General features: G+C 66.1%; 23 protein-coding genes. 13 read left to right on the plus strand and 10 right to left on the minus strand.

Annotation, left to right across the window (positions count from 1 at the left end; all coding sequences use genetic code 11):
- Position 1 precedes the first annotated feature (1 nt).
- Complete coding sequence (locus AC1RQC_RS32400; protein WP_492826971.1) at positions 2–1,336, minus strand: MFS transporter; 1,335 nt, start codon at positions 1,334–1,336, stop codon at positions 2–4.
- A gap of 23 nt (positions 1,337–1,359) precedes the next feature.
- The gene (locus tag AC1RQC_RS32405; protein ID WP_492885693.1) at positions 1,360–2,271 is read right to left on the minus strand and encodes a glutamate/aspartate ABC transporter substrate-binding protein; all 912 of its coding nucleotides are present in this window, start codon (positions 2,269–2,271) and stop codon (positions 1,360–1,362) included.
- A 259-nt stretch (positions 2,272–2,530) separates the two neighbouring features.
- On the opposite strand from AC1RQC_RS32405, the gene AC1RQC_RS32410 reads away from it, so the two are divergent.
- The 7 genes from AC1RQC_RS32410 (at position 2,531) to AC1RQC_RS32440 (ending at position 9,804) form a co-directional block, all read left to right on the plus strand.
- Positions 2,531–3,448, plus strand: a complete 918-nt coding sequence (locus AC1RQC_RS32410) for a LysR substrate-binding domain-containing protein (RefSeq protein ID WP_492372735.1) — start codon at positions 2,531–2,533, stop codon at positions 3,446–3,448.
- A gap of 129 nt (positions 3,449–3,577) precedes the next feature.
- A complete protein-coding gene (locus AC1RQC_RS32415) occupies positions 3,578–4,051 on the plus strand; it encodes a RidA family protein (protein WP_492885695.1) in 474 nt (157 codons plus the stop codon).
- Positions 4,052–4,077: 26 nt separating this feature from the next.
- A complete protein-coding gene (locus tag AC1RQC_RS32420; protein ID WP_492885697.1) occupies positions 4,078–5,289 on the plus strand; it encodes an aminotransferase class V-fold PLP-dependent enzyme in 1,212 nt (403 codons plus the stop codon).
- 288 nt (positions 5,290–5,577) lie between these two features.
- Complete coding sequence (locus AC1RQC_RS32425; RefSeq protein ID WP_492885699.1) at positions 5,578–6,714, plus strand: efflux RND transporter periplasmic adaptor subunit; 1,137 nt, start codon at positions 5,578–5,580, stop codon at positions 6,712–6,714.
- Entirely contained in the window at positions 6,711–7,406 is a 696-nt protein-coding gene (locus AC1RQC_RS32430) for an ABC transporter ATP-binding protein (protein ID WP_492372731.1), read from the plus strand. The genes AC1RQC_RS32425 and AC1RQC_RS32430 overlap by 4 nt, the downstream gene beginning before the upstream one ends.
- Positions 7,393–8,601, plus strand: coding sequence for an ABC transporter permease (locus AC1RQC_RS32435; protein WP_492885701.1), 1,209 nt, complete (start codon positions 7,393–7,395; stop codon positions 8,599–8,601). The genes AC1RQC_RS32430 and AC1RQC_RS32435 overlap by 14 nt, the downstream gene beginning before the upstream one ends.
- A gap of 3 nt (positions 8,602–8,604) precedes the next feature.
- Entirely contained in the window at positions 8,605–9,804 is a 1,200-nt protein-coding gene (locus AC1RQC_RS32440) for an ABC transporter permease (protein WP_492885703.1), read from the plus strand.
- Between the two features lie 601 nt (positions 9,805–10,405).
- On the opposite strand, the gene AC1RQC_RS32445 is transcribed toward AC1RQC_RS32440, so the two are convergent.
- From AC1RQC_RS32445 to AC1RQC_RS32470, 6 genes are all read right to left on the minus strand, one after another.
- Positions 10,406–10,762, minus strand: a complete 357-nt coding sequence (locus tag AC1RQC_RS32445; RefSeq protein ID WP_492885705.1) for a calcium-binding protein — start codon at positions 10,760–10,762, stop codon at positions 10,406–10,408.
- A 217-nt stretch (positions 10,763–10,979) separates the two neighbouring features.
- Positions 10,980–12,266, minus strand: coding sequence for an RNA polymerase sigma factor (locus AC1RQC_RS32450; RefSeq protein ID WP_492372728.1), 1,287 nt, complete (start codon positions 12,264–12,266; stop codon positions 10,980–10,982).
- A gap of 5 nt (positions 12,267–12,271) precedes the next feature.
- Positions 12,272–12,688: a VOC family protein gene (locus AC1RQC_RS32455; RefSeq protein WP_492372727.1), complete on the minus strand. Its 417-nt coding sequence runs from the start codon at positions 12,686–12,688 to the stop codon at positions 12,272–12,274.
- Positions 12,689–12,746: 58 nt separating this feature from the next.
- Positions 12,747–13,283, minus strand: coding sequence for an SRPBCC family protein (locus AC1RQC_RS32460; protein ID WP_492372726.1), 537 nt, complete (start codon positions 13,281–13,283; stop codon positions 12,747–12,749).
- 57 nt (positions 13,284–13,340) lie between these two features.
- Positions 13,341–13,754: a YciI family protein gene (locus AC1RQC_RS32465; protein WP_492372725.1), complete on the minus strand. Its 414-nt coding sequence runs from the start codon at positions 13,752–13,754 to the stop codon at positions 13,341–13,343.
- Between the two features lie 172 nt (positions 13,755–13,926).
- Entirely contained in the window at positions 13,927–14,280 is a 354-nt protein-coding gene (locus tag AC1RQC_RS32470; RefSeq protein ID WP_492372724.1) for a YciI family protein, read from the minus strand.
- A gap of 215 nt (positions 14,281–14,495) precedes the next feature.
- On the opposite strand from AC1RQC_RS32470, the gene AC1RQC_RS32475 reads away from it, so the two are divergent.
- The 6 genes from AC1RQC_RS32475 (at position 14,496) to AC1RQC_RS32500 (ending at position 20,254) form a co-directional block, all read left to right on the plus strand.
- Positions 14,496–16,013: a hypothetical protein gene (locus AC1RQC_RS32475; RefSeq protein WP_492885707.1), complete on the plus strand. Its 1,518-nt coding sequence runs from the start codon at positions 14,496–14,498 to the stop codon at positions 16,011–16,013.
- Positions 16,014–16,081: 68 nt separating this feature from the next.
- Positions 16,082–17,200: a helix-turn-helix domain-containing protein gene (locus AC1RQC_RS32480; protein WP_492826958.1), complete on the plus strand. Its 1,119-nt coding sequence runs from the start codon at positions 16,082–16,084 to the stop codon at positions 17,198–17,200.
- A gap of 56 nt (positions 17,201–17,256) precedes the next feature.
- Positions 17,257–18,492, plus strand: coding sequence for a SpoIIE family protein phosphatase (locus AC1RQC_RS32485; RefSeq protein ID WP_492811340.1), 1,236 nt, complete (start codon positions 17,257–17,259; stop codon positions 18,490–18,492).
- A gap of 28 nt (positions 18,493–18,520) precedes the next feature.
- A complete protein-coding gene (locus AC1RQC_RS32490) occupies positions 18,521–19,090 on the plus strand; it encodes a SiaB family protein kinase (protein ID WP_492372720.1) in 570 nt (189 codons plus the stop codon).
- Between the two features lie 29 nt (positions 19,091–19,119).
- On the plus strand, positions 19,120–19,509 hold the full coding sequence (locus AC1RQC_RS32495; RefSeq protein ID WP_043354443.1) for a DUF1987 domain-containing protein: 390 nt from the start codon (positions 19,120–19,122) through the stop codon (positions 19,507–19,509).
- A gap of 7 nt (positions 19,510–19,516) precedes the next feature.
- Entirely contained in the window at positions 19,517–20,254 is a 738-nt protein-coding gene (locus tag AC1RQC_RS32500) for a GGDEF domain-containing protein (RefSeq protein WP_492885709.1), read from the plus strand.
- A 98-nt stretch (positions 20,255–20,352) separates the two neighbouring features.
- Here the strand turns inward: AC1RQC_RS32500 and AC1RQC_RS32505 are convergent, their stop codons facing one another.
- Both AC1RQC_RS32505 and AC1RQC_RS32510 read right to left on the minus strand, forming a co-directional pair.
- A complete protein-coding gene (locus AC1RQC_RS32505; protein ID WP_492885711.1) occupies positions 20,353–21,321 on the minus strand; it encodes an ABC transporter substrate-binding protein in 969 nt (322 codons plus the stop codon).
- A gap of 20 nt (positions 21,322–21,341) precedes the next feature.
- Positions 21,342–22,451, minus strand: coding sequence for an LLM class flavin-dependent oxidoreductase (locus AC1RQC_RS32510; protein ID WP_492372717.1), 1,110 nt, complete (start codon positions 22,449–22,451; stop codon positions 21,342–21,344).
- Positions 22,452–22,578: the final 127 nt, after the last annotated feature.

The raw sequence follows: 22,578 nt of genomic DNA on the forward strand, positions 1-22,578 counted from the left end.
CTCACACCTGCCGGTCGGACATGAGTTCGCGCGGAATGGCGAGGATCAGCACCGCGGCAATCAGCATCATGGCGGCCAGTGCCAGCACCCCCAGCGAGATGCTGCCGGTGGACTGCTTGATGCCACCCATGAGCACGGGGCCGATCAAGCCAGCGAGGCTGGCGGCACTGTTGATCATGGCGATGCCGCCTGCGGCGGCCGTACCGGCCAGCACGCGGCCCGGCAGGCCCCAGAACATTGCCAGCGTCGCCATCAGGCCGGAGATGCCGATGGTCAGGAACACCATGGCCATGACGGTATTGTGCGCAAACAGCGTGCTGGCCCACATGGCGGCGGCCGCGACAAAGAGCGGGACGGCGGCATGCAGGCGCCGCTCACCCACGCGCTGCGCATGCGCCGCGTTGCGGTTCATCACCACGCAGGCAACGCCATACGGGATTGCCGTCAGCAAGGCAATCTCGAGGGGAGACTGCATGCCCGTGGACTGGATGATGGTCGGGAGCCAGAACACCAGGCCATAGTTGCCGATATTGAACAGCAGGCAAATGCCCATCAGCATCCACAGCACCGGAGACTTGAGCGCGGCCACGAAGCTCGTGTTCTTGCGGGCGTTCTCCGTGGATAGCGTGGTGGTGATCGCCGCCGCTTCCGCCTTGGTCAGCCAGGGCGCGGCCTGAGGCGACTCCGGCAGCATCTTGAGCACGAGCAGGCCCAGCACGATCGCCGGCAACGCTTCGATCAGGAACATCCACTGCCAGCCCTGCAAGCCATGCAGATCATGCGTGCCGGACATCAGCGCGCCAGAAATCGGCCCGCCCAGCACCATCCCCAGCGGCATCGCCAGGAACAGGATCGACATGATCTTCGACTGCCGGGCCGCCGGATACCATTTGTTCAGGTACATGACCGCGGCAGGGAAGAAGCCGGCTTCCGTCACGCCCAGCATGAAACGTGCGAAGTAGAACTCCGCTGGCGTGCTCACCAGCATGGTCGCGGCGGAAACCAGCCCCCACACGATCATGATGGCGGCCATGCTCTTGCGCATGCCCAGCCGGTAGATCAGCAGGCTGCTGGGCACCTGGCAGAGCATGTAGCCCCAGAAGAAGATACCGGCCCCGATGCCGTACACCACGTCGCTCAGCCCCAGCGCCTGCTGCATCTGCAGCTTGGCAAAGCCAACATTCACCCGGTCCAGGTAGCTGAAGAAATAGCAAAGGACAATGAACGGCACGATGCGCCTGGTCACCTTGGCGAAGGCGGCGGCGTCCAGCCCGCTCTCAACGCGGGGCGCTTGCCCCGCGTCACCCAGGGTGGCGGGGTTCTTGACAACGGTCATGCTGGTCTCCTGCTGGTACGGGATTACTCAAACGCTTCGTCGTTGGGCTGGTCGTAAGCTCTCTTGACCGCGGCGCTCATCGGGAACTCGAAATTGATGTTCTTAGGCGGCACCGGCTTGCTGAACCATTTGTCGTACAGGCCTTTGATCTCGCCGCTCTTCATCAGGCCGGTGATCACGCCGTCGACCAGCTTCTTGAACTCGGGATCGTCCTTGCGCATCATGAAGCCGTAAGCCTCGAACGATTGGGGCGTGCCAACCACTTCCCATTCCGCCGGGTTCGGCGCCAGCGTTTTCGCGCCCGACAGCAGCACGTCGTCCATCATGAAGGCCCAGACGCGGCCCGATTGCAGGATCAGGAACGACTCGCCGTAGTCCTTGGCGCTCTGGATCGTGATGTTGGCCTTCTTGTCGTCGTTGAGCTTGCGCAGGATCCGCTCGGACGTGGTGCCCGCGTTGGTGACCACGGCCTTGCCGCTAAGGTCCGGGAAGTCGTGGACCGGGCCGCCCTTCTTGACCAGCAGGCGCGTGCCGGCAACAAAGAAGGTGGTGGAGAACGCCACCTGCTGCTGGCGCGCTTTCAGGTTGGTGGTGACCCCGCACTCCAGGTCGACTGTGCCGTTCTGGACCAGGGATATGCGGTTCTGCGACGTGACCGGCACCATGCGCACGTCAAGCTTGGCCAACCCCGCCTGCTTCTTGACCTCGGTCACCACCTTGTCGCAGATGTCCTGCGAGTAGCCGATCACCTTCTGGTTGCTGTCGTAGTAGGAAAACGGGATCGAGGTGGTGCGATGCCCGATCGTGATCGTCCCCGACTCCTTGATCCGGGCCAGCGTGGGGCTGGCAGCCACATCCGAGGCCTGGACCGCCCCCACGCCAAGCATCGCTCCCAGCATTGCCAATCCGAGGCAGGTGGCTTTCACAGCTTTCATTTATCGCTCCTTGTTTAGCAGACATGCGACGGGCCATCGCGTTTGAATACTATTCACTGAGCAACAACTGTTCCATCATGGATAACCATGAAACATATGTATTTTTTACGAGAAAAATGAAGTAACAGACGCATCACGCACCAAATAAGGCGATACAAATGGTGCATGACCAGCCTCGTTTTGAGGCATGACGGAACCAGCAGGCCTGCGCAACCAGGCGTAGCATGTCGCGCTCGCCTCCAGCTTTTGACCCAGCCTCATGCGTTCCATGCGATCCCTGCCGCCTCTCGTCACCCTGCGCGCGTTCGAAGCTGCCGCCAGGCGCCTGAGCTTCAGCCTGGCGGGCCAAGAGCTTTTTGTGTCACAAAGCGCCGTCAGCCACCATATCCAGCGCCTGGAGAACGACCTGGGCGTGACGCTGTTCGAGCGGCGCGCGCGCGCGGTTGCGCTGACGCCCGCGGGGCAGGCGTATTACGCCAAGGTGCACGCGGCGTTCGAACTGCTGCGCGACGGCACCGAGCAGGTACGGGCGCCCAGCACGGCGCGCACGACGCTGACCGTGGGGCTGCTGGCGTCGTTTGGCACGCGCTGGCTGGCGCCACGCTTGCAGGCGTTCTCGCTGGCGCATCCCGGCATCGACCTGCAATTGCGGCCCGATATCGGCCTGGCGGATGTGGCCGGCGGCGAGGTCGACGTGGCGATCCGCTACGGGCGCGGCGCCTGGCCGGGCGTGCAGGCGCAGCAACTCATGCCGGAGCGCCTGTCGGTGGTCTGTGTGCCCGGCCTGATCGCCGGGCCGGATCGGCCCGCCAAGCCACAGGACCTGCTGCGCTTTGCGTTTTTATCGTCGCATGCCCGGCAGCCGTTCGAGTGGGACGCCTGGTCGCGCCGCTTTGGCCTGGACCTGAGCCAGGCGCAGACCGTGCATCTGCACGACTACAACATCGTGGTGGAAGCGGCGCTCGCCGGCCAGGGCATCGCCATGGGCCGCCACCGCCTGATCGCCCAGCAACTGGCCAGCGGCGCGCTGGTGCAGGCCCTGCCCGACGCGGTACTGGATGATCCCGGCATCGGCTGGTGGCTGGTCGCGCCGCGCGGCGCGCTGGGCGAGGCCGCGTCGGCATTCCGTGGCTGGCTGATGGCGGTGGCCACCGAGGATGCGCTGGACCGCGCCTGACGCCGCGTGGCGCCACGTGATCACCCACGGATTAGTTTTGCTCATGTGTGGCGAAGCAAGAATTGATTGGTTTCCCGGCCACCAAGCCGATAGGATGGGCCTTCCCAATCCCTTTCCCGCGCAACCCACATGACCCCCTCCCTCTCCGCCCGCGTGGCCGAACTCGGGCTGACCCTCGAAGCCGCGGCCGCGCCCGCTGCCAACTACGTATCGTTCGTGCAGGACGGCAACCAGCTCTATATCTCCGGCCAGATCTCCCGCGAAAATGGCCAGGCCGCGTACCTGGGCCGCCTGGGCGACACTATTTCGGACGAAGACGGCGTGCGGGCGGCGCGGCTGTCGGCGCTCGGCATCCTGTCGCAGATCGCCGCCGCCACGGGCGACCGGCTCGACCGGGTGGCCCGTGTGGTGCGGCTGGGCGTTTTCGTAGCTTGTACGCCGGACTTCAATCGCCAGAGCGCCATCGCCAACGGTGCGTCGGACCTGATGGTGCAGGTCTTCGGCGATGCAGGCCGCCATGCGCGCAGCGCCGTGGGCGTGGCCTCGCTGCCTGCCGGCGTTGCCGTGGAAGTCGAAGCGGTCATCGCGCTGACCTCGCCCTGAACCGGACACGCATCCCAGGAACCCCCATGCCAGCCCCCCTCACCGCTGCTCCCCTTTCCGCTGCCGCCGTCGACGCCCTGCGCGCCCTTACCCCGGGTGCGCAAGGCACCACGCACTTCAACCACGGCGGCGCCTCCCTGCCGTCAGCGGCCACGCTCGAGGCGATCTACAGCCACCTGCAGCGCGAGGCCACGCTGGGACCGATGGAAGCCGGCGTCGCGGCGCGCGAACAAACGGAACGCGCGCGTACCCTCGCCGCGCAACTGCTCAACGCCCAGCCGGCGGAGATCGCGCTGACCACGGGCAATTCGCCCGGCTGGGGCGCCGCGTTCGCCGCCCTGGGAGCCTGGCAACCCGGCGACCGGATCCTGGTCGGGCGCCACGAATGGGGCGGCAACCTGGCCACCATGCGCCTGACTGCGCAGCGCGCGGGCGCGTCGATCGAAGCCATTCCGTCCGATAGCAGCGGCGCGGTGGATCCCGAGGCGCTGGAGGCCATGCTGGACGACCGCGTGCGCCTGATTGCGCTGACCTGGCTGCCGGCCAACGGCGGGCTGATCAACCCGGCAGCGGCCATCGGGCAAGTGGCGCGGCGCAACGGCGTCCCCTACTTCATCGACGCGGCGCAGGCGGTGGGGCAATTGCCGATCGATGTGGCCCAGTTGGGCTGCGACGTGCTCAGCGGCGCCGGACGCAAGGCACTGCGCGGCCCAAGAGGCACCGGCCTGCTGTATGTGCGGCAGGACTTCCTGCCTCGGCTCACGCCGGCATTCGTCGACACGTACTCCGCGCCGCTGGACGCGGACGGCGAGCCGGTACTGCGGGCCGGCGCGGCCCGCTTCGAATCGGCGGAAGCATCGATGGCGCTGCGCTGCGGCCTGGCCAACGCCTTGCAGGAAGCGCTGGAGATCGGCCTTGAGAACATCCGTGCGCGGATCGATGCCACCGCGCAGGCGCTGCGTGCGCAACTGGCCGGCATACCCGGCGTGACGGTGCTGGACCAGGGCCACGAGCGCTCCGGACTGGTGGCGTTCAACCTGGCCGGCCAGGACCCGGTGTCGGTGCAGCGTAGCCTGGCGGCGCAGGGCGTGGTGATCGGCAGCAACGGCGTCGCCTATACCCCCCTGGATATGCACGCCCGCGGACTCAGCCAGATCGCCCGCGCCTCGGTCAGCTACCTGACCACCGAGGCGGAGATCGGGAAGTTGCTGGAGGGCTTGCGGGCGCTGGTGCGTTAGGGCGCCGGACCGGGCTTCTCATCGTGATGCGCATCGTGCCACATCGAGGCCAGTCATGCTAGCCAACTTGGGCGAACGTCCAATTCCTGGCGAGGCGGCGGGGCAGATGCCTCATGTGGCGCTTGATGGCGCGACGGGCTAGGATACAGAGACTGCGGGACGGTGAGGCTGATGCATCGCAGCATTCGCAGCCGACGTCTTCGCATCTCTTACCCTATGCCAGACAAGCCCCTGTCTCCGCCAGGAACGCTGACGCGCAACCGCCTCGTCAGGCGCATCGCGATTGTCGTGGCGATACTCGCAGGCCTCGTTGGCACAAGCTGGTACGCAACCCGAGCCAAGCCGGTAGCGGTACTGACGGCCAAGGTCGAGCAGGGGCGCGTCGAGGCCACTGCCGCCAACACACGGGCGGGCTCGGTCTCAGCCTGCCGGCGGGCGAAGCTGGCGCCTCCGGCGGCCGGACGCATCGAGGTGCTGAATATCCACAAGGGCGATCGCGTGAAGGCTGGCCAGGTACTTCTCGTCCTGTGGAACGAAGACCTGGTCGCGCGCGAACAACTCTCGCAACACCAGTTGCTGACAGCCACCGCGCACGTGCGCGAAGTGTGCGAACTAGCCAAGGTGGCGGCAAGCGACGCCAGGCGCTCGCGGGAACTGGTGGCGAAAGGCTTCGTCTCACCCCAGGCGGTGGAGCGGACCGATGCCGACGCCGACTCCAGGCGTGCCGCGTGCGAATCCGCGAAGGCGCAGGTGAAGGAGGCCGGGGCGCGTATCGCCGCCTCGCGCGCGGATACTGCGCGCACGGTGCTGAAAGCGCCCTTCGACGGCGTGGTGGCCGAAGTCAACGGCGAGATTGGCGAGTACCTGACGCCCTCGCCGCCCGGCATCCCGACGCTGCCTGCCGTGGACCTGATCGATGACTCGTGCCTCTATGTATCCGCGCCGATCGACGAGATCGACGCGGCTCGCCTGCAGGTAGGCATGCCGGCGCGGGTCACCCTGGACGCCTATCGCGGCAGGCATTTCGAGGGCAGGTTGCGGCGCGTCGCACCCTACGTCCTGGCGCTGGAGAAGCAGGCCCGCACCGTTGAGGTCGAGGTCCAGTTCGACAGTCCCGACCTAGTCCGCCATCTCCTGGTGGGCTATAGCGCCGATGTGGAAATCGTGACCGATGCCCGCGACCAGGCGCTGCGCATCCCTACCACGGCGCTGGCATCCGGCAACCGCGTGCTGGTGCTGACCCCCGCCGGCAGGCTGGAAGCGCGCACGATCGGCACCGGGATTGCCAACGCGGAGTTCACCGAGGTGACCGCGGGGCTCAGGCGCGGCGAGCGCGTCGTCACCTCACCGGAACGGATTGGTCTCCAGGCGGGCATCGCCGCTGTCGAGGAAGAACCGGCTACAGCGGAGATGCAAGCAAAATGATCCGGCTCGACGGCATCGGGCGGACGTTCGTGCTGGGCGGCGAGGCTGTGCACGCGCTTCATGGCATCGACCTGGCGGTTGCTCAGGGAGAGTACCTTTCCATCATGGGCCCATCGGGCTCCGGCAAGTCCACCTTGCTCAATATCCTGGGCCTGCTGGACCGCGCCGACACCGGGGCTTACCAGTTGGGCGGCCGCGACGTCACCGCTCTCCCGGACGACGAACTGGCGCGCCTGCGGCGTGAGAAGATCGGCTTTGTATTCCAGTTCTTTCACCTGGTGCCGCGCCTCACCGCCGCCGCGAACATCGAGCTGCCGATGGTGCTCGCAGGGATGGACCCGGCCGAACGCCGGCGCCGCGTGGACGCGCTGCTAGGTGAGTACGGCCTGCAAGACCGCGCCCGGCACCGGCCCGACGAGCTCTCGGGCGGGCAGTGCCAGCGGGTTGCCATCGCCCGTGCCATGGCCATGCGCCCGGCGATGATTCTCGCCGATGAGCCCACCGGCAACCTGGACCGGCATACCGGCCAGGAAGTCATGGCCGTGCTGGAAGGCCTGCATGCACAGGGGGCAACGCTGATCGTGGTCACGCACGACCCGGAAATTGGCGCCCGCTCCCGGCGCAGGCTGCGCATGGTGGATGGCGGCATTGCCGGTGACGAGGCGCGGCAGGATAGCCATGCGGCTCACTGACGTTCTCGACTTCACCTGGCAGGTACTGCGCGGCTACCGCTCACGCAGCCTGCTGATCCTGCTCGCGATGGGCATCGGCGTTGCCGCCGTGGTGGCGGTGAGCGCGCTCGGCGAGGGGGCAAGGCTATATGTGGTGAACCAGTTCGGCGCACTTGGCACCAACCTCGTTATCGTGCTGCCCGGGCGCAGCGAAACAGCCGGCGCAGCGCCAGGGATCGTGCTGGGCGCAACCACGCGCGACCTGACGCTGGACGATGCGCTCGCACTCAGGCGCAGTCCCGCCGTCGCGCGCATCGCGCCGCTCATTGTCGGGAATGCGGATCTGCATGTCGGCGCGCGGCGACGCGAGGCGCCGGTGCTGGGGTCCACCGCCGAATTGCTGGCGGTGCGCCATATGGCGCTGGCCCAGGGCAGCTTCCTGCCCGAGGGCGATCCGCACCATGGCCAGCCCGTATGCGTGATCGGCACCAGGGTGGCGATGGAGCTGTTCGGCACGCGCCAGGCGCTGGGTGAGTGGCTGCGCATCGGAGATCGGCGCTTTCGCGTGATCGGGCTGCTGGCCGGCCAGGGTGAATCGCTGGGCTTCAACACGGACGAGCTGGTCATCGTTCCCCTTTCCGCGGCCCAGGCGCTGTTCAACACCGACTCGCTGTTCCGCATCCTGATCGAGGCCAAGACCCGCGAGCAGATCCAGGGCGCCAAGACCGACGCCGAGGAGATCATTCGCCAGCGCCACGAAGGCAAGCGCGACGTGACCGTCATCACACAGGACGCGGTACTCGCCACGTTCGACCGCATCCTGCGCGCGCTCACGCTGGCGGTGGGCGGCATCGCGGCCATCAGTCTTGCCGTGGCCGGCATCCTCATCATGAACGTCATGCTGATTGCCGTGACCCAGCGGCAGCGCGAAATCGGGTTGCTCAAGGCGCTCGGCGCCACCGCCGGCCACATCCGGCTGCTCTTTCTCACTGAAGCCGTACTGCTGGCGCTCGGTGGCGTGGCCGCGGGCCTGGCTGTGGGCGAAGCCGCGTGCAGGCTTGCCGTACAGCTCTATCCGGCGATTCCCTTCACGCCGCCTTGGTGGGCCTTGCTGGGGGCGCCGGTCATCGCCGTCGTGACCGCCATCGCCTTCACCGTGGCACCGGCCCAACGCGCGGCAAAGCTGGATCCGGTGCTGGCCCTGTCGGGACGGTGACCCATGCGCTACGCAGACTTCATCCATTTCACCGTCGCCTCGCTGGCTGCTCACCGGCTACGCACCTCGCTCACCGCGCTGGGCATTGCCGTTGGCATCGCCGCGGTCATTTTGCTGACCTCGATCGGCGAAGGGCTGCATCGCTTCGTGATCGAAGAGTTCACCCAGTTCGGCACCAACCTGATCGGCGTGACGCCAGGCCGCACCCAGACCCACGGCGCTTCGCTCGGGTCGATCAACACCGTGCGCCCGCTCACGATCGAAGACGCCATCGCCCTGCGCCATGCCCCCCACGTGCGCGTGACCAACCCACTGGTGCAGGGCAATGCTGAAGTCGACTACCTCGGCAAGAGCAGGCGGGTGACGCTGTATGGTGTCGGGCCCCGCTTCACCGAGGCGCTGAGCATGCGCGTGGCCACCGGGCGATTCCTGCCGGATGACGATCCGCGCGCCGCGCGGACGCTGGCGGTACTCGGCGCAAGAGTGGCGCGCGAACTGTTCGGCGGCGACAACCCGCTGGGCGCACGCATCCGCATAGGCGGTGAACGGTATCGCGTGGTGGGCGTGATGGAAGCGAAGGGCCAGATGCTGGGCTTCGACCTGGACGATACGGTCTATATACCGGCTGGCCGTGCCCTGGACCTGTTCAACCGGGAAAGCCTGGTCGAGATCGAGGTCACCTACGATCCCACCGCCCCGCTCCCCGACGTGGAGGACGGCATCAAGCGCCTGTTGAGCGCGCGCCATGGTGCCGAGGACTTCACCGTCACGCCCCAGCAAAAGATGCTAGAGGTGTTCGGCACCGTGCTCGATGCCATCACCTTCGCGGTAGCAGCGATCGGCGCCATCTCGCTGATCGTGGGCGGCGTGGGAATCCTCACGATTCTCACCATCGCTGTGGCCGAACGCACATCCGAGATCGGGCTCTTGCGCGCCATCGGGGCGACCGAGGCACAGGTCATGCTCCTCTTTCTTGGTGAAGCCGCGCTGCTCGCCGCCATCGGCGGCATAACCGGACTGCTGCTGGGATGGGGCATCGCGCTGGTGCTCGCGGCGGCGTTGCCGGCGCTGCCAGTCCACACACCGTGGTCCTACGCCGTGCTGGCTGAGCTGGTGGCGGTGGTGATCGGTCTGGCTGCCGGGGTGCTGCCGGCACGCCGGGCGGCACGGCTTGCTCCGCAGGAGGCCTTGCGCTCGGAATAGAAACTGGAAACTGGAAACTGGAAACTGGAAACTGGAACCCGAACCGCAGCTTTCTCGGCTTCCAGGCCAGCGCTCCTCCGGCTGCCTGAATAGGGGTTTATGCCAGCTTCTCTCCGGCTCCGGGTTGCGGTCTACTGGAAGCGAATCAAGACGTGGCTGGAGCGTGGAATGGCACTGCTTAGCTTGCCACTACATACCAGCCGTGGGATTCCGACTCCAGGAGACAACACCATGGTGACCAAGCAGGACGAAAGCTTCATCTTGAAGAACCTTCTCGCGCTGGCAGCAGTGGAGGCGCTCGGTGGCGCGATTGCGCTAGGGTTCGCCTTCAATCTCCTGACCTGACTGAAAGAACAACAGAGATCCGCCGTCGTTGTCAGGTATCAAAGGTATAAAGAGAATCCAGGAAGCAAGGAATCTAGGCATCAAGGAATCAAGGAATCAAGGAATCGTTAAAGCTCCCCGGCACTGGCTTTGATCCGGCCAGTTTTCCGGGGATCTCTGTCGTCAGGGACCCGCATTTGCGATACTGTCCCACCGTCCGCTGCCGGCGGAACCTGGGCGCATTTCAGCTCGCAAGCTCCCTGCCGGCACCGCCAGGTCAGTTCAGGCTTCCCGGATTCTGCGCCGCGGCTTTCTGCTTGGCCTTGGCCGCAAAGTACGCACCAATCTGCTTCTGCGTAATCGCGCCCTTCTTCCTCGTATCGATCTTGTCGAAGTTCTTGTAGACCTCCGGCATGCCAGCCTCTGCTTCCTCGCGGCTCAGCTTGCCGTCGTGGTTGGTATCGGCGGCAGCGAACTTCTCTGCGAATTTCGCCTTGGCTTCCTTTGGATTCATGGGCACTTGCGGCGCCGCCTGGGGTGCGGGTTGTGGCGCGGGTTGTTGCGCGCCGACAGTGCCGGATGCAAGGAATGCGACCAGCGCCAGGCTGGCGGTCGACAGTAGCCGTGGAATCATTAGAGTCTCCTGGAACACTTCGATGGTATTGCCCCCCGGTCCCGCGGGCGTGGGCGACCGGATGGCTTGTGCAGAGATCGGGAGCAATCGATCCCCCGGGCCCGTGGCTAAGATCATCGTCGGCTTTCCGGCATTGCGGAATTTAGTTATTTCGGTATCTGATATTAGCGTTTTGCCAGTCAGGCGGTGGTGACGCGCGGCAATGCGCGCTGGCGGGTCAGGGCCGGGGAGCCCCCGCATCCCGCGCCCGCCCCAGCAAGAATTCGCGCTCGCGGGTGTTGCGGGTCATGCCGGCCGCGCGCTCGAACTCGGCGCGGGCCTCGGCGAAGCGGCCGAGCTTGTACAACAAGTCGCCGCGCACGCTGGGCAGCAAGTGGTACTTCGCCAGCGAGGATTCGGTGAGAAGCGCATTCACCAGTTCCAGGCCGGCCTCGGGGCCGAAAGCCATGCCGATCGCCACCGCGCGGTTCAGCTCCACCACGGGTGACGGCGCCACCTCCGACAGCGCGTCGTAGATGGCGGCGATCTGCGCCCAGTCGGTATCAGCCGCGGCGCTGGCGCGGGCGTGGCAGGCGGCCAGCGCCGCCTGCAAGGCGTAGGGGCCGAGCGCCCCGCCCAGCTCTTGCGCGCGCGCCAGCGCCGCCTGCCCGCGCCGGATCAGCAGGCGGTCCCAGCGGCTTCGGTCCTGTTCCAGCAGCAGCACCGGGCGGCCTTGCGCATCGACCCGTGCATGCGTGCGCGAGGCCTGGATCTCCATCAGCGCTACCAGGCCGTGCACCTCGCTTTCCTGCGGCGCCAGGCCGGCCAGCGTGCGGCCCAGGCGCAGTGCTTCCTCGCATAGCGCGGGGCGCATCCAGTCATCGCCAGCGGTGGCGGAATAACCTTCGTTGAAAATCAGGTAGATCACCTCCAGCACCGACGCCAGGCGCGGCGCGCGTGCCTGCGGGCCGGGCACTTCGAAAGGCACGCGGGCCGCACCGAGGGTGCGCTTGGCACGCACGATGCGCTGGGCAATGGTGGCCTCCGGCGTGAGAAAGGCGCGCGCGATTTCCTCGGTGGTCAGCCCGCCCAGCAGGCGCAGCGTCATGGCAACCCGCGCATCCGTGGAGAGCACCGGGTGGCAGGCGGTGAAGACCAGCCGCAGCAGATCATCGCCGATGTCATCCGCGCGCGCGGCATCCAGCGCATCGACAAAATCCGGCACCACGTGAGCCTCCATCGCTTCGAGATCCTGGCCGATCTGCTCGTGCTTGCGGGCGTGCAGCGCTTGCTGGCGCAGATGGTCGAGCGCGCGGTTCTTCGCCGTGGTCATCAGCCAGGCGCCCGGGTTGTCCGGCACGCCGGTCTCGCTCCAGCGCTCCAGCGCGGCAACGAGCGCATCCTGCGCCAGTTCTTCGGCCAGGCCCACGTCGCGCACCACGCGCGCAACGTGGGCGATCACCTTGGCGGATTCGATGCGCCAGACGGCTTCGATCGCCCGCTGCGTCGGTGTCGTCGTCACCATGTGTTTCAGGCCGCGCTGGTCGCGCCGGGTGCCGAGGGCTCCATATACACCAACTCCCAGATATGCCCGTCGAGATCATCGAACCCGTGCCCGTACATGAAGCCGTGGTCCTGCGGCGCGCGCGGCGCCGTTGCGCCGGCGGCCACGGCTTTGGCGACCAGGGCGTCCACCTCGGCGCGGCTCTCGCAGGAGATGCAGATCAGCACTTCGGTGCTCTCGGAGGTATCGCACAGCTTGCGGGTGGTGAAGGTCTGGAAGAATGCATGCTTGAGCAGCATCGCGTGGATGTTCTCGCCGATGACCATGCAGGCAGCGCTGTCGTTGGTGAACTGCGGGTTAAAGGTGAACCCCAGGCCCTTGAAGAAATCCTGCGAGCGCTGCAGGTCGGCCACGGCGAGGTTCAGGTAGATTTGCTTATGCATGATTCGTCCTAGGATTCGGTTTCGCGTGATTGGGTGGAAGCTCGGCGGGTTGCCCCGCTTACCGGGCCGCCGGCGCCTCGGCCAGTGTCTTCAGGTTGACCAGCCCTTGCTCGAAATCGTTGCCGACCATCTTGTCCATATTGAAGACCAGGTGCATCAGCTTTGCAAAGTACGGCACGCCACCTTCCATCGACCAGGTCACGTTGGTGGCATCGGCCTGCGGCCTGAGCGTGAATTCGACGGTGTTGTGCGCCTCGAACGGCTTGATGAAATCCAGCCGCATCGTGACCTTGGAGGCCGGCACCGCATGGAGGATTTCCATGCTGCCCACGCCCACCTTGTCGCTCTCCCAGGCGTAGGCGGCGCCCTGCCCGCTGCGCGTGGCGCCGTAGGTGCCCTTCAGGGACGGGTCCTTCTTTTCATAGGGGTTCCACTGGTTGAAGTTGTGGAGGTCGTTGATGAGCGCGAACACGCGCTCCGGCGGCGCCTTGACGCTGGCGCTGCGCTCGACCCGGAAGGTATCGGGCCGCGTGGCGGCGTAGATCAGCAGCAGGGCAATGGCGCCGAAAGCGGCGAGCAGGATGGGTTTGAGCATGGTGTCGGATCCGGCAAAGGGTGGGTTGGGCTAGAGTGAGATCGTGGGATCGTTGGCTCAGTGCTGGCCGACATCCAGGTCGCGAATGCGCTCCACCGCAGGGCTCGGCGCGAAGTCCTCCAGCTCGAACAGCTGCCGTACCTCGATCTCGCCGTCGGCCATATCGCCATGCGGCGACGGGAAGCGCCGCGCCCATTCCATGGCTTCCTCGCGGCTGCGCACCTGGATCAGCGTGTAGCCCGCCACTATCTCCTTGCTTTGCGCAAATGGCCCGTCGATGACGGTGCGCTGGCCGGCGGCATAACGGATGCGCCATCCATTGGCGGTGGGCTTGAGGCCAGCGGCGTCCAGCAGCACGCCCGCCTTGGCCAGTTGCTCGTGATACGCGGCCATCGCCGCGAAGAGGCTTTCGTCCGGCATCGCGCCGGCCTCGCTGTCTTGCGTGGCCTTCACCAGGATCATGAATCGCATCGCGGTTCTCCTTAGCTTGAGTTTGTCGGTGGTAAGCCATGGCGGTGGCAGGGCGCTGCCATCTCGCTGGCTCTTACCGGTACGACGAACCGCGCGCCGCCGGATCGACATCCGAGGCAAAAAAACCTCAAGACCAAGGGTAATTACCTAGGAAAGCCCCTCGCCGGCTGCCTTACAGGAAGCAAGGCCCGACCTCGCGGACCTCCACGGCGCACCATGCCGCGGCGGGGCACTCGGCGGCGATGGCAATGGCCTCGTCCTGCGTGGCGCAGTCAAGCAGGAAGTAGCCGCCGATCATCTCCTTGGCCTCGGCAAAGGGGCCGTCGAGCAGGTCGCGGCGGCCTTCGCGCACCTGCACGCGCACGCCATTGGCCTGCGACGTGAGCGAGTTGACACCCAGCAGCAGCCCGCGCTCATTCAGGCCTTCGGCAAAACGCTGCATGCTGGCGTAAGCCTGGCGCCCTTCTTCCGGGGAACGCTCGGCGCGCTGGCCAACGGGTTCGACAATCAACAGCATGTACGACATAGGGTCTCCACTTTGATTTGCGCATTTTCGGGTATGGCTTACCGCCCACATCCTGCACGCCGCGGCCGCCGGCCGCAAGCGGCCGGCGCGCCATTGATGGATGGCAGAAATGCTTGGCCGTTAATTGCAATGGCCGAGGATTCGCCAACCATTGCCGATCTGGGCGGACAGTTTAATATGTCGGCCTTGCTCCACTCGGCACCCAACGCCTTCCCATGACCGCATCGCGCCAGCCAACCAACCATCCTTCGTACTTCATCGAGGGCGACACCGTGATCTGGTCGCACGGCGACCGGCCGCTCTGGGCCAAGGACGGCAGCCCGCTGCCCATTGCCCATCCACAGGCGTTCCGCTGCATCGCCGGGCGCTGGTTCACCGACGGCGAGCACGTCATCGTGCAGGCTCAGCAAGGCAGCGGTGCGGCCTGGTACTACTTCTACCGGATCGAGAACGCCGACATCGCCACCTTCGAAGTCCTCAACGAGCGCTACGCCCGCGACGCCCGCCAGGCTTACTTCATTACCGGCAAAACCATCCGCACCCGCAGCCCGCAGGCTTTCCGGCCGCTGGTCTATCAGGACTGGCGCTGGCCGGAGAATGGCCCGCTGGAGCCGGTGACCTACATGCATGACTACTACGCCGTGGACGCCGAGTCGGCCTACTTCAACGGCAAGCGCGTGATCGGCGCGGATGGCGCCACCGTGGTGGGCTTGCCGGGCAACTACATTGCCGATGCCGAACATGTGTACTACTTCGGCCAGCGCATCGAAGCCGACCGCACCAGCCTGGTGGTAGCGCCCAGTGGTGACGGCCCGCTGCGCATGACCGACAAGATCGGCCCCATCGACGACGGCCAGCGCATGACCGCGCTCGACCACCGCCAGGTCGAGCACTGGCGGGACTTCTTCACTGCCCTGCCCGCGCTGCAGGACTACTGGTGGCACCGCCTGCAGGCGCCAGCCGCGCAAGCCACGCCAGTGCAAGAAGTGGAATACGAGGGCCATCGCCTCACCGGGCTCGATCCGGCCACCTTTGCCGCGAGGGAAATGCCCGTTGGCCACGGCCTGATGGGCGTGTTCTGTGGCGATGCGCATGGCATCCACTGGCTGCACTGGTACGCCAACGGTCCGTGCGAGCTAACCTTGCTTTCCTCGCGGCCGATCACCAGCCTGCAAGCGCTGGGGGATGGCTATCTCAGTGACGGCGTCACCGTGTTCTACGCGCCGAACCATTACCAAACGCCGCAAGCCCTGCGCAAGGTCGATCCCGCCGGGTTTACCGTGCTGCAGGGCTCGTGGGCCCGCGATGCCAGCCGTGCCTTCTATCGCGGCAAGGCCAAGAAAGGCGTGAACCCGGATGCCTTGCGCATCGCAGGCTGCTACGCGTGGGACGACGCGCAATTGTTCTGCGACGACAAGCCGCTCAAGGTAGCCGTGCCGCACGATACGCTGCAGGTACCGCACCCTGGCTTCCTGTTGGCGGGCGACCAGTTGTTCTTCGGGCGCCGGCCGGTCTCGGCCAAGCGCGTGCACCTGCCCACACTGGAGTTCCTCGACGCGGACTTTGCGCGCGACCGCAAGCACGCCTATATCATCGGCTATGTGAACCTGGTAGCAATCGACGGCGCCGACCCGGCCAGCTTCCGCGTGCTGGAAAAAGGCCGCGCCGCCGATGCGGCGCGCGAGTACGACGCGGCCGCACTGAAGGAAGCGAGCGCACCGGCAACCGACTAGCCTCTGAGCGTCATCGGTACAATGGCTCGGACTAGGGACGCGAGCTATTTCCTGACCCCGACGCCATCATGACCCAGGCTTATTCAGACACCGTCAGCCGGATCCTGGCTTCCCATCTGCAAAGGCATGCCCAGCCGGCTGCGTCCGCCAGCCCTGCCACCGCCCCGCCGCCGATCGTGCACCAGCATTTCACCGTCGCGAACGAGGCGGTGACGCTGCAGTTGCCGGCCTGGCGCGACTATGTCGGCCGCATACTCGATGTCCCGGTTTCGCGCGCGCAGGTTGCCGGCGGCTTCCGGGGCGAGATCGATACCTATGTGCTCAAGGACCTGACCTACCTGGACAGCCGCACCGATCCGGTGGGCCAGATTCGCACCACCGCGCGCATCTCCACCGACAGCGTGCGCGACTACGTCTTCCATGTGGCCGTGGACGGGATCGCCGAAACGGTGACGGACTTCTCCCGGCAGCGCAAATCCGCCCAGTTCGTGCCTGGCATCCTGGCGCTCGACATGAACCAGCCGATGCACATGCACCGCCCCACGCGCGCCCGGGTGCTGGCTTTCTTCGTGCCGCGCGCCACGGTGGAGGCGGCCATTCCCGATGCCGAGTCCATCCATGGCCGCGTGGTGACCTATACCTCGCCGCTGACGCGCCTGATCTTCGATCACGTGACGGCGCTCTGCCGCAACCTCCCGGCACTGTCCGAGGCCGATGCGGAAACAACCATCCGCGACTGCGCGCACCTGATCGTTGCCGCATTCGGCAAGCAGGCGCGCCTTGCCGGCAACGCGCGCGCGGCCGCCCGCGCCGCCATGCTGGAGCGCGTGCAGCGCTACGTGCAGGCCAATCTACAACTGGAGAACCTCTCGCCCGAAAGCATCCTGCAAGCGTTCGGGCTGCCGCGCCCAACCCTGTACCGGATGTTCGAGCACGAAGGCGGCCTTGGCGCGTATATCCGCAACTGCAGGTTGCGGGCGGCGGCCGACGATCTCCTGCGCCTTGCACACATCAGCATCGGTGAGATCGCCTATGGGGCCGGCTTCAACAGTGCCTCTGACTTTACCCGCGCATTCCGCCGGGCCTACGGCGTGTCCCCGAGGGATTTCCGGGGGCTTCCAGGCGCTGGCGCCGTCGCCAGCGCCTGGAAGCCCCCGGACGCGCCGCATGCGCCATATGTCACATGACTGTCATGCGCGCGCCATACAATCGGCAGCTTCCCAATAGTCCGAATGCCCTGGCGATGCCTGACGTTCCGGTTGACTCACACTTGGCTCGTTCCCGCTTCCGGCAGCCCTGTGCCGAGGATCTCTGCGTCGCCACGCCATCGGTGACCACGGAACAGAACAATCAGGAAGTCCTCGATGTGTTCGGCAAGCACCGGGACCTTGCCAGCTTGCCGGTGACCGAGAACGACACGCCGATCGGCTTGATCAATCGCGCGATCTTCATGTCGCAGATGAGCAAGCCCTATCACCGCGAGCTGTACAACCGCAAGAGCTGTATCGCCTTCATGGACAAGGAGCCGCTGGTGGTCGATGCGGCGATGAGCATCGAGGCCCTGACCTTCAAGGCGGTGGAGTACGGCGAGAAGGCACTTGCCGACGGCTTCATCATCGCGCGTGACGGCCGCTTCCTTGGCATCGGGCATGGCTTGCAGCTGATGCGCGTGGTCGCGGACATGCAGGCCGAGAAGAACCGCCAGATCATGCACAGCATCGACTACGCCAGCACCATCCAGCGCTCGATGCTGCGCCCCTCGCGCGAGGCGCTGGCCAGGACGCTCGGCGACGCTGGCCTGGTGTGGGAGCCGCGCGATGTGGTTGGCGGAGATTTCTATCACTTTGCCGCGTTCGAGGACGGCTGGTTTGCCGCGCTGGCCGATTGCACGGGCCACGGCGTACCGGGCGCGTTCCTGACCCTGATCTCCTCGTCCATCCTGATCCAGGCCATCGAGCAGCGCGGCCCGCGCGACCCTGGCGCGCTCCTGATGGCGGTGAACCGCGGCATCAAGCAGATGCTCGGGCAGCTCGACGGCGATGATGAAACGCCTGGCTCGAATGACGGCATGGATGCGGCGTTCTTCTGGTTTGACAACGCCAGCCGCCGGCTCGTGTTCGCCGGCGCCAAGAGCGCCCTGTTCGTGCTCCAGCCCGGCGAGGAGGAAGGCGAGATCGTGGACGGCGAGCGCATGGGCGTCGGCTATGTGGACACCGACCTGGACTTTGCCTGGCAGAACCGCTTTATCCAGACCCAGCCGGACAGCGTGGTGTTTGTGACCACCGATGGCCTGATCGACCAGATCGGCGGCCCCAAGGAAATCGCCTTTGGCAAGCGCCGCATCCGCGAAGCGATCCGCGGCAGCCGGCATGCCTCGGCGGCGCAGATCAACGAGGCCGTGCTGAACCAGTATCGCGCGTGGCAAGGCCATCACCGCCGCCGCGACGACCTCACGTTTTTCTGCTTTCGCGTTCAATAGTCCTGCAATGGCCTGCTATAGCACTGAGATGAACGGTAATTCGATTGACCATGAATATGGGCCATTCTTTGAAATGGCCCGGGAACGCAACGTGATCTTCTACTACGTCGGCTACTTTTCCCAGAACATCATCGCGGCAATGTCCGATGCAGTCCGGCTGCAACTGACGGTGAGTGGCGTCGATGGCTCGACCCGGCGCAAGCTGTTCTCCTCGTTCGTGGAGATGGCGCAGAACATCGTCCACTATTCGTCCGACGCGCTCACGCCGCCCACCCAGGACACCAACCAGCTGCGCCACGGTTCGGTGTGCATCTGCATGGTGGAAGACCGCTACCGGCTGATGTGCTCCAACCCGGTGGCGCTCACCCGCGTGGGGCAACTGCGCGCCGCGCTGGAGCCGTTGCGCACCATGACGCTGGACCAGATCAAGCAGGCCTACAAGGAAACCATGCGCGCCGAAGCGCCGGAAGGCAGCAAGGGCGCCGGCCTGGGATTCCTGACAGTAGCCCGCGACGCCAGCGCGCCGCTGGAGTACAGCTTCCAGCCCATCGACGCGGACCCGGTATCGACGATGTTCTTCCTTACCGCAACCATCTGAATGACTGAACGGGATCGAAAGGGAAACTGATGGAAAACCTGTTCATTGCCGCCACACCGACCTCGCCCGAGGTGAGCTTTGATTTCAAGCAGCACACGCTCTCCCTCAAAGGCGAGTCCTATCCGGAAAACGCCGCGGTATTCTACGGCGACGTGATCCTGCGCCTGCGCAAATACCTGGCGGCCTGCGAGGACACCGAAGTCACCGTGCATGTGGCGCTGACGTACTTCAACAGCTCCAGCACCAAGGTGCTGTTCAGCATGTTCGACGCCATGAACGACGCAGCCGACAAGGGCAACCGGGTCATCGTGCACTGGTATCACGACGTGGACGACGACACGATCCTGGAATTCGGCCAGGACCTGCACGCCGACTTCCCCGCCATCGATTTCCTCGACCACGCCACCACGGCGAGCTGAGCAGCGCATGTCCGAGCCAGATCTCTTCGAGTCGGAAAACGGCGTCCTGGCGGGCGCCAGGGCGGTATTCGGCAATCCCGATGCCGGTGCCCAGGCATACCGCGACACGCTGGGCGAGCTGATCGGCTACTACGAACGGCTGATGCGCGAAACCCGGCGCCTGATACGGCGCAGCGACCGCGAAGAGCTGGAAATGAACCGGCTCAACCATCGCCTGCAGGACCTGGCCCGCGAACTGGAGTTCCGCGCCACGCGCGACACGCTCACCGGTGCGCTGAACCGCGGCGCCATCATCGAGCGGGCCGGCGCTGTACTGGCCGGGGACAGCCTGTCATTGATCGTGCTCGACATCGATCACTTCAAGCGGGTCAACGACTCGATGGGCCACCCTGTCGGCGACACCGTGATCCGCGGCGTCGTCGACTGCCTGGAGCGGTCAGTGCAAGGCGCGGGCGTCATCGGCCGGGTGGGCGGCGAGGAGTTCGCTGCGCTGCTGCCAGCGCGCTCGCTGGACACGGCTGTCGAACTGGCGGAGCGCATGCGGCTGCAGATCGAGCAGCATGTGTTTCCGGTCAAGGCTGGGCTGCAGGTGACGGCTAGCTTCGGCGTGAGCTGGAGTCCCCCTGGGACGAGTTTCGAGCAGGCCTATGCGCGCGCCGATGAGGCGTTGTATCAGGCCAAGCGGAGCGGGCGTAACCGGGTTGTCAGTCTGCTGGAAAGCGAGCTGGTGGTGCCGTTGCATTGAGGCGCCACGCCGGTCAGTTCACGCGAAACAACAAGCCACAAACAAGCCACAACGTGCCGCGGCGCGCTCGGCGCCCCCTGCGCCCCCTTGCGGCCCGGTCAGCTCACCGGGTTGACCTGCACCGGCAGCGGAAAACCGGTATCGAACGTGGTCCGCACATCCAGCCGCTGCTTGAGCAGCCCTGCCTTCAGGTAGAAATCCGCCGTGCGCTGCTGCTCGGCAATCACTGCTGCATCGATGTTGCGCCACTGCGTACGGCGCCGCTCGAACTGCAGCCGCGCGGCTTCCGGCGGGATGCCAATGATGCGTGCCAGCGCCGCGGAAAAGCCGTCCACATGCTGGTACGACCACACCTGCGCGCGCACCACGCGCTGCAGAAAGTCGCGCAGCACCTCGCGCTTGGCGGCCAGCGCGCTGTCCGTCGCCGCCAGATAGCTCAGGCCGGACCACAGCCCGCGCCCGCTCACCAGCACGCGTGCATGGCCGCTGGTCTCGGCCAGCGCGGTGTACGGCTCCCATGTGGCCCACGCATCGATCGAGCCGTTGACCAGCGCCAGCTTGGCGTCCGCCGGCGGCAGGAAGCGCAGGCTGGCGTCCTCGGGCTTCAAGCCGGCCGATTCGAGCGCCTTCAGGGCGACGAAGTGACCAATGGAGCCACGGTTGGTGCCGATATTCTTGCCGCGCAGGTCCGCCGCCGTCTTCAAGGGCGAATTGGCGCGTACCAGCACGGCGGTGCCGAACGGGTCCGAGCGGTTGGCGCCGATGATCTTGATCGGCGTGCCAGCGGCCAGCGCGAAGATGGCGGGCGCATCGCCGATCGGGCCGGAATCCACCGCGCCGGCGTTCAGCGCCTCGGCCAGCGGCGCGGCGGCGGGAAACTCCGTCCACTGGATGTCGTAGGCCAGGCCCTTGAGCTCGCCGGCGCTCTCCAGCAGGGCGCGCAGGCCACCCTTCTGGTCGCCGGCCTTGAGCACGGGCCGGCCCTGGGCCGACACGGAAAACGGCAAGGCGCCGCTGGCCGCCGCCAATGCGGCGTAGCGCAGGAATTGTCTTCGGGATGCCGTCATGTTGCCGCTCGCCATCCCCTTCAGGCTGCCTTGCGGCCAGCACCGGCACCAGCGCCGGCCGCGGCATCGCGCTGCGCCACCAGCGCGCGCACGCGGGGAATCAGCTCGCGGCCGTAGTCCACGGCATCCTCGAGCGGATCGAAGCCGCGGATCAGGAACGTGGTCACGCCAAGGTCGTAGTAGTCCAGCAGCGCGTCGGCGACTTGCTCCGGCGTGCCAACCAGCGCGGTGGAGTTGGAGCGCGCGCCGGTGAGCTTGGCGATCTCCGTCCACAGGCGCTTGTCCACACGCGGGCCCTTGTCGGCGGCGGCCAGCAGGCGGCGCGCGCCTTCGCTTTGCTGCGGGCCGCCCTGCCCCAGGCCAGCCGCTTCGCGCAGGCGGCGCGTTTCTTCGAGGATGGCATTGGCGCGTGCCCATGCCGCCGTCTCGGTTTGCGCCAGGATCGGCCGGAACGAGACCGAGAAGCGCACCTGCCGCCCATGCGTGGCCGCCTCGGCGCGCACCCGCGTGGTGATGTCGCGGACCTGCTCGAGCGATTCGCCCCACAGTGCGTAGACATCGGCGTGACGTCCGGCGACTTCAATCGCCGCGTCCGAAGCCCCACCGAAGAAGATCGGCACGTGTGGCTTCTGCGCCGGCTTCACTTCGGAGAAGCCCTGGGTGAAGCGGTAATACTTGCCTTCGTGGTCGAACGGCTTGTCCTGCGTCCAGATGCGCCGCAGGATGCCGAGGTACTCGTCGGTGCGCGCATAGCGCTCGTCGTGGCTGAGGAAATCGCCGTCGCGCTGCTGCTCGGAATCGGAGCCGCCGGAGATGAAGTGCACGCCAAGCCGGCCACCGCTGAACTGGTCAAGCGAGGCGATCTGCCGGGCCGCCAGCGTGGGCGCGGTAAAGCCCGGCCGGTGCGCGAGCATGAAATGCACGCGCTCGGTCACGGCAGCCGCGTAGGCAATGGTTAGCGTGGCGGACGGACCGGTGGAGTGATGCGGCACCAGCACGCGGTCGAAGCCGGCGTTCTCATGCGCTTGCGCAAATGCCCGCACATAGTCGCGATCCACGACCGGTCCGCTGGCCGGATGGATCTCCGACTGCTTCTGGCTCTGGATCATGCCAATGATTTCCACGCTCATCGTAGGCTCCTGTTCCTGGTTTGCGATGATTTGAAGCGGCTGCGGGGGAGTTGCGCGCCGTATCGCCAAAGCATGAACATACGCCGTGGATAAGCGATTCTTAAGGAATAAGAACGAGGGAAGATAT

This window comes from Cupriavidus sp. GW822-FHT03E04 (genome assembly GCF_058801495.1).